General features: G+C 67.5%; 11 protein-coding genes. 4 read left to right on the top strand and 7 right to left on the bottom strand.

Translation table 11 applies throughout. The features are described from left to right. The first annotated feature begins 29 nt into the window (after window positions 1-29). The 4 genes from nirB to cobA are packed head-to-tail and all read left to right on the top strand — an operon-like array spanning window position 30 to window position 6,306. Window positions 30-2,480, top strand: coding sequence for a nitrite reductase large subunit NirB (nirB, locus tag ACTWJ5_RS11420; protein WP_444438566.1), 2,451 nt, complete (start codon window positions 30-32; stop codon window positions 2,478-2,480). A gap of 19 nt (window positions 2,481-2,499) precedes the next feature. After that, complete coding sequence (nirD, locus tag ACTWJ5_RS11415) at window positions 2,500-2,826, top strand: nitrite reductase small subunit NirD (protein ID WP_009618737.1); 327 nt, start codon at window positions 2,500-2,502, stop codon at window positions 2,824-2,826. Between the two features lie 25 nt (window positions 2,827-2,851). Next, complete coding sequence (locus tag ACTWJ5_RS11410) at window positions 2,852-5,560, top strand: nitrate reductase (protein WP_444438563.1); 2,709 nt, start codon at window positions 2,852-2,854, stop codon at window positions 5,558-5,560. A gap of 11 nt (window positions 5,561-5,571) precedes the next feature. Next, window positions 5,572-6,306, top strand: coding sequence for a uroporphyrinogen-III C-methyltransferase (cobA, locus tag ACTWJ5_RS11405; RefSeq protein ID WP_249919582.1), 735 nt, complete (start codon window positions 5,572-5,574; stop codon window positions 6,304-6,306). A 924-nt stretch (window positions 6,307-7,230) separates the two neighbouring features. On the opposite strand, the gene ACTWJ5_RS11400 is transcribed toward cobA, so the two are convergent. The 7 genes from ACTWJ5_RS11400 to ACTWJ5_RS11370 form a co-directional block, all read right to left on the bottom strand. After that, a complete protein-coding gene (locus ACTWJ5_RS11400) occupies window positions 7,231-8,292 on the bottom strand; it encodes an OmpA family protein (RefSeq protein WP_074986027.1) in 1,062 nt (353 codons plus the stop codon). A 117-nt stretch (window positions 8,293-8,409) separates the two neighbouring features. After that, entirely contained in the window at window positions 8,410-9,000 is a 591-nt protein-coding gene (gene sigX / locus ACTWJ5_RS11395; protein WP_024128632.1) for an RNA polymerase sigma factor SigX, read from the bottom strand. Between the two features lie 74 nt (window positions 9,001-9,074). Beyond that, a complete protein-coding gene (locus ACTWJ5_RS11390; protein ID WP_074986032.1) occupies window positions 9,075-9,899 on the bottom strand; it encodes a mechanosensitive ion channel family protein in 825 nt (274 codons plus the stop codon). A 2-nt stretch (window positions 9,900-9,901) separates the two neighbouring features. Beyond that, complete coding sequence (locus ACTWJ5_RS11385; RefSeq protein WP_074986036.1) at window positions 9,902-10,150, bottom strand: CrfX protein; 249 nt, start codon at window positions 10,148-10,150, stop codon at window positions 9,902-9,904. 54 nt (window positions 10,151-10,204) lie between these two features. Then, window positions 10,205-11,203, bottom strand: coding sequence for a zinc transporter ZntB (locus ACTWJ5_RS11380; RefSeq protein ID WP_116424064.1), 999 nt, complete (start codon window positions 11,201-11,203; stop codon window positions 10,205-10,207). Window positions 11,204-11,285: 82 nt separating this feature from the next. Continuing rightward, on the bottom strand, window positions 11,286-11,774 hold the full coding sequence (gene rraA, locus ACTWJ5_RS11375) for a ribonuclease E activity regulator RraA (RefSeq protein WP_043272131.1): 489 nt from the start codon (window positions 11,772-11,774) through the stop codon (window positions 11,286-11,288). Between the two features lie 594 nt (window positions 11,775-12,368). Continuing rightward, the gene (locus ACTWJ5_RS11370; protein ID WP_444438560.1) at window positions 12,369-13,331 is read right to left on the bottom strand and encodes an alpha/beta fold hydrolase; all 963 of its coding nucleotides are present in this window, start codon (window positions 13,329-13,331) and stop codon (window positions 12,369-12,371) included. Between the last annotated feature and the right edge of the window lie 9 nt (window positions 13,332-13,340).

The raw sequence follows: 13,340 nt of genomic DNA, 5'->3' as shown, positions 1-13,340 counted from the left end.
TTGTTTTCCGTGATTCCTGGAGCCCTCCCATGAAGAAGCTCAAGCTCGTCCTGATCGGCAACGGCATGGCCGGCATCCGCACCCTCGAGGAACTGCTGAAGATCGCCCCGGACCTCTACGAGATCACCGTGTTCGGCGCCGAGCCCCACCCCAACTACAACCGCATCCTGCTCTCGCCGGTGCTGGCCGGGGAGCAGACCTTCGAGGACATCGTCCTCAACGACCTCAACTGGTACGCCGACAACGGCATCCGCCTGCTGCTCGACCGCAAGGTGGTGAAGCTCGACCGCCGCCAGCGCAAGGTCTACGCCGCCGACGGCAGCGAGGCCGAGTACGACCGCCTGGTCATCGCCACCGGCTCCAACCCCTTCATCCTGCCGGTGCCGGGCAACCGCCTGGAGGGCGTGATCGGCTACCGTGACATCGCCGACACCCAGGCCATGATCGACACCGCGAAGCGCCACAGCCACGCGGTGGTGATCGGCGGCGGCCTGCTCGGCCTGGAGGCGGCCAACGGCCTCAAGCAGCGCGGCATGGACGTCACCGTGGTGCACCTCGCCGACTGGCTGCTGGAACGCCAGCTCGACCGCACTGCCGGCAAGCTGCTGCAATCGGCCCTGGAAGCGCGCGGCATCCGCTTCCGCCTGAACACCGTCACCGACGAGCTGATGGACAACGGCGACGGCCGCGTCTGCGCCGTGCAGTTCAGGGACGGCGACGTGGTGGCCGCCGACCTGGTGGTGATGGCCGCCGGCATCCGCCCCAACACCGAGCTGGCGGAAAAATCCGGCATCCCCTGCAACCGCGGCATCCTGGTCAACGACACCCTGCAGACCTACGACCCGCGCATCTACGCCATCGGCGAATGCGCCAGCCACCGTGGCATCGCCTACGGCCTGGTGGCGCCGCTGTTCGAGCAGGCCAAGGTCTGCGCCAACCACCTGGCCCAGTTCGGCTTCGCCAGCTACAAGGGCTCGGTGGTCTCGACCAAGCTCAAGGTCACCGGCATCGACCTGTTCTCCGCCGGCGACTTCATGGGCGGCGAAGGCACCGAGACCATCACCCTCTCCGACCCCATCGGCGGCGTCTACAAGAAGCTGGTGATCAAGGACGACGTGCTGGTCGGCGCCTGCCTGTACGGCGACACCGCCGACGGCGGCTGGTACTTCCGGCAGATCCGCGAGAACCACAACGTGGCGCAGATCCGCGACCACCTGATGTTCGGCGAAAGCAGCCTGGGCGACGCCGGCCACCAGGGCCAGAGCAGCGCCGCGAGCATGCCCGACAGCGCCGAGGTGTGCGGCTGCAACGGCGTGTGCAAGGGCACCATCGTCAAAGCCATCCAGGAAAACGGCCTGTTCAGCGTCGACGAGGTGAAGAAGCACACCAAGGCGGCCAGCAGCTGCGGCTCCTGCGCCGGCCTGGTGGAGCAGATCCTGATCAGCACCGTGGGCGGCGCGGCAGACGTCAAGCCCAAGAGCGAGAAGGCCATCTGCGGCTGCAGCGAGCTCAACCACGGCCAGGTGCGCAAGGCCATCCGCGAGCACCACCTGACCTCCATGGCCGAGGCCATGCGCTTCATGGACTGGAGCACGCCCAACGGCTGCGCCACCTGCCGCCCGGCGCTGAACTACTACCTGATCTCCACCTGGCCGGGCGAAGCCAAGGACGATCCGCAGTCGCGCCTGATCAACGAACGCGCCCACGCCAACATCCAGAAGGACGGCACCTACTCGGTGGTGCCGCGCATGTGGGGCGGCGTGACCAACCCGGCCGAGCTGCGGCGCATCGCCGACGTCGCCGACAAGTACAACGTGCCCATGGTCAAGGTCACCGGCGGCCAGCGCATCGACCTGCTGGGGGTGAAGAAGGAAGACCTGCCGGCGATCTGGAAGGACCTCGACATGCCCTCCGGGCACGCCTACGGCAAGTCCATCCGCACCGTGAAGACCTGCGTGGGCAGCGAGTTCTGCCGCTTCGGCACGCAGAACTCGACGCAGCTGGGCATCGACCTGGAGCACGACCTGTTCAACATGTGGTCGCCGCACAAGGTCAAGCTCGCGGTCTCCGGCTGCCCGCGCAACTGCGCCGAGGCCGGCATCAAGGACATCGGCATCATCGGCGTGGACTCCGGCTGGGAGCTGTACATCGGCGGCAACGGCGGCATCAAGACCGAGGTAGCGGAGTTCTTCGTCAAGCTCAAGACCTCGGACGAAGTGCGCGAGTACAGCGGCGCCTTCCTCCAGCTCTACCGCGAGGAAGCCTTCTACCTGGAGCGCACCGTGCACTACCTGCAACGCGTGGGCATGGAGCACATCAGGAAGGCCGTTCTGGAAGACGCAGAGAACCGCCAGGCGCTCAACGCGCGCCTGCAGTACGCCCTGTCGCTGGAACAGGACCCCTGGCAACAGCGCATCGAGCAGCCACAGCTGAAGAAGGAATTCGAACGCATCCCGCTCACGCAACTGGAAACCGCCTGACCGGCCTGGGGAGAACACCATGAACTGGCAAGACATCTGCGCCCTGGAAGACATCCAGCCGCTGGGCTCGCGGGTGATCGCCGCGCCGCGTGGCGACATCGCCCTGTTCCGCACTGCCGACGACGAAGTCTTCGCCCTCGACGACCGCTGCCCGCACAAGGGCGGGCCGCTGTCCCAGGGCCTGATCTTCGGCAAGCGGGTGGCCTGCCCGCTGCACAACTGGCAGATCGAGCTGGACAGCGGCAACGCCGTGGCTCCGGACGTCGGCTGCGCCCACCGCCACCCGGTGAAGGTGGAGAACGGCCGCGTGCTGCTGGCCCTGAAAGACCTGGCCGCCTGCGCCTGACGCGGCCGCGACACGGGAGAGCCCCATGAGCGAACGCCAAGTCACCGCCAGCACCTGCTGCTATTGCGGCGTCGGGTGCGGCGTCCTGATCGAGCACGACGGCGAGCGCATCCTCGGCGTGCACGGCGATCCAGACCACCCGGCCAACCTCGGGCGCCTCTGCAGCAAGGGTTCCAGCCTGCACCTGAGCGGCGATGCAGCCGCCCGCGCGCTGTACCCGGAACTGCGCCTGGGCAAGGCCCTGGCACGCAGCCGTGTCGACTGGGACAGCGCCCTGGAGCACGCCGCCGGGGTGTTCGCCGAGACCATCCGCGAGCACGGCCCGGACAGCGTGGCCTTCTACGTCTCCGGGCAGTTGCTGACCGAGGACTACTACGCCTTCAACAAGCTCGCGCGCGCCCTGGTCGGCAGCAACAACATCGACAGCAACTCGCGGCTGTGCATGTCCTCGGCGGTGGTCGGCTACAAGCGCAGCCTCGGCGCCGACGCCCCGCCCTGCTGCTACGAGGACTTGGAGCAGAGCGACTGCGTGCTGATCGCCGGCAGCAACATGGCCTACGCCCACCCGGTGCTGTTCCGCCGCCTGGAAGCGGCCAAGGCGGCGCGGCCGCAGATGAAAGTGATCGTCATCGACCCGCGGCGCACCGACACCTGCGAGCTGGCCGACCTGCACCTGGCGATCCAGCCCGGCACCGACGTGGCGTTGTTCCACGGCATCCTCCACCTGCTGCTCTGGGAAGGCTGGGTGGACCGCGCCTACATCGAGGCGCACACCCAGGGCTTCGACGAACTGAAGAGCCTGGTGCGCGACTACGGCCCGCTGGCGGTGGCGGGCATCTGCGGCATCGCCGTGGAAGACCTGCAGCGCTGCGCCGAGTGGATCGGCCGCGCGCCGAGCTTCCTCTCGCTGTGGTGCATGGGCCTGAACCAGTCCAGCGCCGGCAGCGCCAAGAACAGCGCGCTGATCAACCTGCACCTGGCCACCGGACAGATCGGCCGCCCCGGCGCCGGGCCCTTCTCCCTCACCGGCCAGCCCAACGCCATGGGCGGCCGCGAGACCGGCAGCCTGGCCAACCTGCTGCCCGGCCATCGCGACGCCGGCGATGCCGCGCACCGCGCCGAAGTCGCGCAGTACTGGGGCGTCGAGGCGCTGCCGGAAGCGCCTGGGCTGACCGCCATCGAGCTTTTCGACGCGCTACGCAACGGGCGCATCAAGGCGCTGTGGATCGCCTGCACCAACCCCGCGCAATCGCTGCCGGACCAGGCGCAGGTCCGCGAGGCGCTGGCCGCCTGCCCCTTCGTGGTGGTGCAGGAAGCCTTCGCTACCAGCGAGACCTGCCGCTACGCCGACCTGCTGCTGCCGGCCGCCAGCTGGGGCGAGAAGGAAGGCACCGTGACCAACTCCGAGCGCCGCGTCAGCCACGTGCGCCGCGCCGTGCCGGCCCCCGGCGAGGCCCGCGCCGACTGGTCCATCGCCTGCGACTTCGCCCGCCGCCTGGAACGCCGCCTGCGCCCCGGCCAGCCGAGCCTGTTCGACTTCGCCGAACCCCAGGCGCTGTTCGACGAATACCGCCCGCTCACCCAGGGTCGCGACCTGGACATGGGCGGCATCAGTTATGCCCTGCTGGATACGCGCGGCCCGCAGCAATGGCCGTTGCCCGAAGGCAGCAGCCAAGGCCTGAAACGCCTCTACGCCGACGGCAACTTCGCCACCGCCAACGGCCGCGCGCACTTCATCGCCGAGGCCTACCGCGCGCCGAAGGAACGCCGCGAGGCGCGCTTCCCGCTGATCCTCAACACCGGCCGGCTGCGCGACCAGTGGCACGGCATGACGCGCACCGGCACCGCCGCCAGCGCCTTCGGCCACGTCGAGGAAGCCTGCCTGGGCCTGCACCCGGCGGAACTGCGCCGGCGGCGCCTGGAAGACGGCCAGCTGGTGCGCCTGAGCAGCCGCCGCGGCAGCCTGGTGCTGCCGGTGCAGGCCGACGACGGCCTGCTGCCCGGCCAGGCCTTCCTGCCCATGCACTGGGGCGAACGCTTCCTCAAGGGCCTGGGGGTGAACGCCCTGACCCTGCCGGCCTTCGACCCGCTGTCGCGGCAGCCGGAACTCAAGCACGCCAGCGTGGAAGTCGCCGCCGTAGCGCTGCCCTGGCAGTTCTACGCGCTGGTCGAGGGCGACGTGCAGCGACGTTTCGAGGCGCTGCGCCCGCTGTTCGACGGCCTGGACTACGCCAGCTTCACCCTGGCCGGCCGCGAGCGCCCTGCCCTGCAGGTGCGCGCCGCCGCCGGCGCGGCGCCGGACGCCGCCTGGCTGCAGCAGGTCGATGCGCTGCTCGACCTGCTCGAAGGCCCGGTGCTGGCCTACGACGACCCGCGCCGCGTCCAGGGCAAGCGGGTGCGCCTGGAAGACGGCCGCATCGCCGGCCTGCGCCTGGCCGGCAGCGGCATCGCCAGCGACTGGCTCAAGGCGCTGTGGCTGTCCGGCGAAAGCGACGCCGACCTGCGCCGCAAACTGCTCGCCCCGCCCGGCGCGCAGGTCGCCGCGGCCAGCGACAAGACCCTGTGCAACTGCAGGAACGTGCGCCTGAGCCAGGTGCGCGAAGGCATCGTCCGCGGCCTGGACCTGGACGGCCTGAAGCGCGAACTGGGCTGCGGCACTCAATGCGGTTCCTGCGTTCCCGAAATACGGCGGTTGCTGGCCAGCGAAGCCGGCGCCCTCGCCGCCAACGCCTGAGGAGAGAGAAGATGAGTGGAAAAGTCTGGCTGGTCGGCGCCGGTCCCGGCGACCCGGAGCTGCTGACGCTGAAGGCCGTGCGCGCCCTGTCCGGCGCCCAGGTGGTGCTGCTCGACGACCTGGTCAACCCGCAGCTGCTGGAGCACTGCCCGGCGGCGCGGGTCGTGCGCGTGGGCAAGCGCGGCGGCTGCCGCTCCACGCCCCAGGATTTCATCCAGCGCCTGATGCTGCGCTACGCCCGCCAGGGCTTCAGCGTGGTGCGCCTGAAAGGCGGCGACCCGTGCATCTTCGGCCGTGGCGGCGAGGAAGCGGCCTGGCTGGAGGCCCGCGGCATCGCCTGCGAACTGGTCAACGGCATCACCGCCGGGCTGGCCGCCGCCACTTCCTGCGGCATATCCCTGACCCTGCGCGGCATCAGCCGCGGCGTCACTCTGGTGACCGCACACACCCAGGACGACAGCGAACCGAACTGGCCGGCGCTGGCCCAGTCCGGCACCACCCTGGTGGTCTACATGGGCGTGGCACGCCTGGCGGAAGTCCGCGACGGCCTGCTGGCAGGCGGCATGCGCCGGGGCATGCCGGTGGCGATGATCGAGAACGCCTCGCTGCCGCAGCAACGCGAGTGTCGCAGCAGCCTGGGCGCGATGCTCGACGACGCCAGCGCCTTCGGCCTGCGCAGCCCGGCCATCCTGGTGATCGGCGAAGTGGCCGCCGAGGCCGCGCTGGAGCTGGCGCGTAGCGCCTGAACGACCTTTCCGCAGAGACGTAGGGCGTACAACCGTTCGCGGTTATCCGCCGTTGGCCGTGCTACCGGGGCGTTCGGCGTGGCCGGGGAATCCAATCGCGGACAGAGTCCGCTCCTACGCCCGTGCTTCCCAGAACCGTAGGAGCGGACTCTGTCCGCGATTCGGCGGATAACGCCGTAGGCGTTATGCGCCCTACGGATTTCCGACGGGGTTGCGGCAGAGGTTGGGGCTCTGCAAAGAGCGCCCTCTCCCCAGCCCTCTCCCGCAAGCGGGAGAGGGGGCTGTCCTGAGTGGGGGGAGAGTCCTGAGTCATCCTGAAAACGCCTAACCCCACCCCGTCATTCCCGCGAACGCGGGACGCGGCTCCATCGCGAACAGCGCTTGCGCTGGCCCGAAGGGGAATAACCCAGTGACTGCGGGGTTCGCGAGCAAGCTCGCTCCTACGAAGAGCAGGATTTCCAGAGAAACATCCGCGCACTCCGAAACGCCCCTTCAGAAGGCCGAGCGAAACCCGCGCTCAGGAGGTCATGCGACATGGATGTCGCGAGAGCCCCGCGGGCTACAGGGACGTACCCTCGGGGCGGGCCTCCGTGGCGGGGGAATTCGTGAGGGTAGCCCGACTCTGTCGGGCCCGTATGCGGGGCAAGCCTTTTTGGTTCCTTTTTGCGGGGGTGGCCTTCCACCGTTTGACAAAAGGGACTCGCCCGAGGGGGCGAAACAAGAAACATCCGAGCACGCCGAAGCGGCGCAAACACACCCAAACAAGAAGTCTCTGGGTTCCCGCGTTCGCGGGAATGACGAGATTAGGTTGGGTGCAAGGGCTCGCAAGCGAATCCATAGCCCTATCCCAACCACCTAAACGAGCTTTTCCCCAGACAAAGAAAAACCCGGCCGAAGCCGGGTTTTTCCTGGAACTCAGACCAATTACTGCTGCTTGGCCTGGGCTTCCACTTCGGCTTCTACGCGACGGTTGACGGCGCGGCCTTCAGCGGTGCTGTTGTCAGCAACCGGACGGCTCTCACCATAACCAACGGCGTTCACGCGGCCGCCTTCCACACCGTACTCGTTGACCAGTACGTCACGAACGGCGTTGGCACGACGCTCGGACAGTTTCTGGTTGTAGGCGTCGGTGCCGACGGAGTCGGTGTGGCCTTCAACGGTGGTGGAGGTGGACGGGTACTGCTTCATGAAGTCAGCCAGGTTCTTGATGTCAGCGTAGCTGTTCTCTTTGACCTTGGACTTGTCGAAGTCGAATTTCACGTCCAGCTGGACGCGGACGACTTCAGCGACGGCCGGGCAGCCGTTGGCGTCAACGGTGACGTTGGCCGGGGTGTTCGGGCACTTGTCGACGTTGTCGCAGACGCCGTCGTGGTCTTCGTCGGAGCAGACTTCAGCGACCGGTTCCGGAGCCGGGGCCGGCTTGGCGCCGCCACCGAAGTTCATGCCGACGCCGACGCCAGCCATCCACTCGCCCTGGTGACCGTTGTCACGCTTCTCCAGGCCGTACTGGCCGTCGAGGCTGGCCTTGGCGAAGAAGTTCTCGGTGAAGTAGTACTTCAGACCGGCGCCGATGTTGGCCATGGTCAGGTTCTGACGGCTGCCGTTGGCGCTGTTGACGTTGGTCAGGCTCTGGTGACCGATACCGGCGGAAACGTACGGACGCAGGCCGACACCCGGAGTACCGAAGTGGTAGACGGCGTCCAGGGAAGCCAGGTTGCCATGGACCTTCTTGTTGCCGGACTCGTAGGTGCCACGAATGTCGTGGTATTCACCGTAGGAGAGCGCCAGCTCGACGTCGTCGGTCAGGAAGTAGCCGACGGAACCGCCGTAGAGGTCGCCGTTCTTCATGTTGCGGGTGCTGTCAGTGAAGTAGCGCTTGCCGAAGGCTTCGGCTTCGACTGCGCCTTGGCCTTGAGCGAAAGCATTCACGGCGGAAGCGGCGATCATGGAGCCGATCACGACGCCCAGGGTGTTCTTCAGTTTCATCCGTTAAATCCCCATCTTGGTGGTCAGTAAGCCGATGACCGCCGACAAAAGGCAGGCCATACAACTTGCGGGCAAGTTTATCAGAACTTGCGAATTAGAGAGACAACATTTACCCAACTATGTTTCGGATATGCCCGAAAACTTTTCGCGCAGCCGATCGAGTGCACGCTTGTATCGCATCTTGGTCGCACTCAGGCCCATGTGCATGATGTCGGCGATCTCCTGGAATTCGAGCTCTGCGACAAATCGTAGCACCAGAATTTCCCGATCGATGGGGTTGACATGTACCAGCCATCGGTCCAGGCCGCCCCGTTCCTCGACCTTCGGCGCCTTCTCCTCGGAAGCCTCCTCGAGCGGGTCCAGGCTCAGCGCATCGAGCAGGCGACGCTTTCGTCTTTCCTTGCGATATTGGGTAATGCACTCGTTGTAAGTGATGCTGTACAACCAAGTTTTGAACTTCGATTTACCCTCGAAGTTCTTCAAACCGTACAACACCTTGAGCATCACTTCCTGACACACGTCATCGGCATCCCGATCGTTGCCCAGATAGCGTGCGCAGACGTTGAACAGCGTGCGCTGGTATCGGCGCATCAGCTCCTCGTACGCCCGGGTGACGTGGAACAGCTCGTCATGGGCGCGCTCCACCAGCTCCTCGTCGGTCAGCTGGCGCGGGTCGTAGCGCTGGGACAATGGTTGCGGCTTGTTCAAGTCGGGTCGGGCCAGGTCATGTCGGCCGCCGACGCGGCTTTCGCGAAGCGGCGTCGGCGTTGCACGGGATCATCTCAGCGGCTGGTCACACGGCGCTCGAGGAGCACGCGGTTGGCAATGGACACCAACTCGCCCTCATCGGTCATCAGAATAGTCTTGATGGTGCCGATTTCTTCGATGATGCCTTCGACATCGTCCACTTTCACCTCTTGCCCGACCTGGTACAGCTCGCGCACGTAGATGCCGGCGATGATCTGCCCGGCGATCTCCCGGCTGCCCAGGCCCAGGGCCAGGGCGGCGGCGAGGCCGACGGTGATCAGCACGATGGCGATGATGTAGTTGAGCAGGTCGGTCTTGACCTCGAGCTGGCCGACGGCCACCGAGATGCTGATGATGATCACCAGCCACTGGGCCACGCGCCCCAGGCCGCCGGCGTATTCCAGGCCCACGCCCTCGGCGGCGCCGCGCACCACGCTGTTGAGCAACTGCGCCAGGAGCACGCCGACGATCAGCACCAGGGCCGCGCCGAACACCTTGGGCAGGTACAGGGCGAGCACGTCGAGGGTGGCGGAGACGCGCTGCAGGCCGAGGGACTCGGCGGCGGAGACCAGGAACACCAGCAGCACGAACCAGTAGACGATCTTGCCCACCAGGGTCGAGACCGGCACCTGGATGCCGACGCGGGCCATCAGCTTGGTCAGGCCGGTGCCGCCCATCAGGCGGTCCAGGCCGAGCTTGGCCAGCAGCTTGGACAGCAGGGCGTCGAGCAGCTTGGCCACGACGAAGCCGAGCAGCACCACCACCAGGGCGCCGAGCAGGTTCGGGATGAACCCGGCGAGCTTGCTCCACAGGGTGTTCATGGCGGTGAGCAGGCTTTGCGTCCAGATATCGAATTGCATCTTCAGTCGGCCTTGTCAGCGGAAGGGGCGGAATTCTGCGGGCGCCGGGACACCGGCGCAAGGTGGGCGGCGCCGCGGCTCACGCCCAGGCTCAGGGCTTGCAGCCAGTGGCCCATGAGGCTGAACAGGTCGCCGGCGCCGACCTGGCGGTTGGCGGTCTTCAGCACGCGACCCAGGCGCGCGTCGTCCTCCGGCTCCTGGGCCGGCATGCGCAACAGGTTGCGCAGGGATTCTTCGAACGGGTCGTGCATGCACAGCTCTCCTTCGTGTGCTGCCTTGACGCAGCCACACCCCCACAAGTCACATCAGAGCCAGCGCAGGCGGCGGAAGATCCACCACTGGGTCACGGCGATCACGGCCATCAGCAGGCAGGCCATGGCGAAGCCGTGCGGCGCGCTGGAGCCCGGAATCCCGCCTACGTTGATGCCCAGAAGCCCGGCCACGAAACTCATGGGCAGGAAAAAGCCGGTGATGATACCAAGAATGTACATGGTCTTGTTCATCCGCTCGGTGATCCGCCGGTGCTCGGCCTCCTGGATCAGCGAAATGCGCTCGCGCACCAGCTCCAGTTCCTCGAGGTTGCGCGTCAGGCGGTTATACAGCTCGTTCCAGTAGTCGGCGTCGTCGCCCAGCGTCCAGGACAGCTTGATCCGCGTGAGTTGCGAGTAGATGTCGCGCTGCGGCGCCAGGTAGCGCCGCAGGCCCGCGGAGCGCCGGCGCAGGGCGCGCAGCTCGGCCTGGTCGGGCACGTTGCGCTCGTCTTCCTCGATGGCCTCCTCCATGGCGTCGAGCTCGTCGGCCAGGCCGCCGATCAGGGTGTCGATGCGGTCGGTGAGGTAGTGCGCCAGGCTCAGCACCAGCTCCGAGGCGTTCTTCGGGCCGCGCCCGGCGGCCAGGTCCTGGCGCAGGTCGGCCACCGCCTTGAGCGGGCGCAGGCGCAGGGAGATCACCCGCTGCTTCTCGGCGAACACCCGCAGCGAGACCATGTCCTCGGGCACCGCGCCGGGGTTGAGGTTGACGCCGCGCAGGAACAGCAGCAGGCGCTCGGCGCCCAGGTCCAGCAGGCGCGGGCGGGTCGCCTCCTCCAGCAGCAGGTCGCAGGTGAATTCGTTCAACCCGCTGGAGTCGCGCAGCCAGGACTGTGCTTCGGGGACGCCGCGGTCCCAGTGCACCCAGAGGCTTTCCTCGGGCTTGAGGTCAATCAGGTGCAGTTCCGCGCGGCTGATCTGCCGGCCGCCGCCGTGGCCATCGAGGACGTAGCCGTAGATGAGCCCGCGCTCGGTTCCGCTTTCGTATTGCTGCATCGCCTGTTCCTGAAATGCCATGAAGTGCCGGGCGCCGCCGGCGGCTGCGGTCATTGACCGGCGAAGGCGCCCGGCGTTCAGCTCACTCGGGCATTTTCAGGGCCTGGGGGGAAACGATGATGCCGTTGTTGTCGGCGTAGACGAACTCGCCCGGACGGAAAGTGATGCCGCCGAAGGTCACGGCCACGTTGAGGTCGCCGATGCCGCGCTTGTCGGTCTTCATCGGGTGGCTGGCCAGGGCCTGCACGCCCAGGTCGGTCTGCGCGATCACGTCGACGTCGCGGATGCAGCCGTAGACCACGATGCCTTCCCAGCCGTTCTTCGCCGCCTTCTCGGCCAGCATGTCGCCCAGCAGCGCGCGGCGCAGCGAGCCGCCGCCGTCGACCACCAGCACCTTGCCCTTGCCGTCCTTGTCCACCTGCTCCTTGACCAGCGAGTTGTCCTCGAAGCACTTGATGGTGACGATTTCGCCGCCGAAGGAGTCGCGACCGCCGAAGTTGCTGAACATGGGCTCGACGACCTGGACCAGGTCGGGATAGGCATCGCACAGATCAGGGGTGACGTATTGCATGGAGAGACTCCTTGGAGTGTCGGGATGAACCTGCGGCGGACCGGCGGAGCGGCGATGAAGCCCGGAATGACCGGAACCCGGCTTGGCGTCACAGTCTAGCGACTGTCACGCCATCCGCCTACGCCCGCCGCCCTGCTCCGCGGCTTGGCGGCCTTCGGGCACAGATTGCCGAGAGGCACGGTATTCCTCCCGTAGGAGCGGACCTTGTCCGCGATAGCCGGCCATCCCGGCGCGGATCGCGGATAAGATCCGCTCCTACGCTGCCCCACCCGCATCATTCACCTGTAGGAGCGCGCCCTGCGCGCGATTCGCGGGCAGGGCCCGCTCCTACAGCCCGCCGGATGGCACGGTATTCCTCCCCCCGCAGGAGCGGACCTTGTCCGCGATAGCCGGACGTCCCCGCGCGGATCGCGGATAAGATCCGCTCCTACGCTGCCCCACCCGCGGCATTCCCCTGCGCGCGAAATCGCGGGCAGGGTCCGCTGGCGAGTATGGCTTCTCGTAGGAGCGAGCTTGCTCGCGAACCGCATGGCACCGCGCTTGTTCGCGAGCAAGCTCGCTCCTACGAAAAGCACCTCGGCGCAGCCTGTAACCCTACGGGTTGCCGGGAGGCAACGCCTGGCGCTCCAGCCAGTGCAGGACCCGCGGCCAGACCTCGCGCTGGGCGCCCTTGCTCACCAGCATCTCGACGTGCCCGAAGTTTTCCGAAAAGCCCTGCCGGCGCCCCAGGCAGAGGTATTCGCGGACTTCGGAGCCGAACTGCTCGAACAGCTTGCGGCAGGCCCAGGGCGGGTCCTGGCGGTCGCCCTCGGCGCTGACCGCCAGCACCGGCGCCGTCACCTTGGCCAGGCCGCCCCACCAGTCGTTGTCGCGTTCGCCGAAGCGGCCGAACAGGCCATGCCAGCGCAAGGCTTCCAGGGCCAGGCCGATGGGCTCGTCCTCCGGGCCGCGGCGCAGGCGCGGGCCGGGGATCACGCCCATGCGCTTGAGCAGCAGGCGCCCGCTCCAGGCCACCGGCGGCAGCTTCAGCGCCCAGTAGTCACGGCTGACCTGGCTGCCGAACAGCGCCACGCTGGCCACCTGCTCCGGCGCCAGGTAGCCGCCGCCGAGGGTCGCCGCCAGGCTGGTGCCGCCCAGGGAATGGCCGATCCAGTGCGGCGCCTGGCCACTCTGTTCGACGACGAAGGCGGCGATGGCCGGCAGGTCGAAGCGCGCGTAGGCGGCGACGCTGTTGCGCGAATAGTCGAGGTTGCGCGGCGACAGGCCGTGGCCGCGCATCTCCGGTATCCACACGTCGAAGCCGGCGCGCGCCAGGTACGGCCCCAGGCCGATGGCCTTGGGCGAGTACCAGAAGCGCCGGTTGGAGAAGCTGCCGTGCATCAGGATCACCGGCGCGCCACGCTGCTCGCGGCCCGGCAGGCCCAGGCGGGTCAGCGCCAGCTCGACGCTGGGATCCGGGCTGTTGTTGGGTTTCAGGCGGTAGACGTCCTCGGTGAGGCCGCCACGCAGTTCGGCGCTGACGAGCGCCACGGGAAAGAGTCGGCTACTGCTGTGCATGTCGTGGAA

The sequence above is a fragment of the Pseudomonas sp. A6 genome (assembly GCF_052367875.1).
In the GTDB taxonomy this organism is placed as follows: domain Bacteria; phylum Pseudomonadota; class Gammaproteobacteria; order Pseudomonadales; family Pseudomonadaceae; genus Pseudomonas; species Pseudomonas citronellolis.
This window is presented reverse-complemented; position numbering and strand designations above follow the sequence as displayed.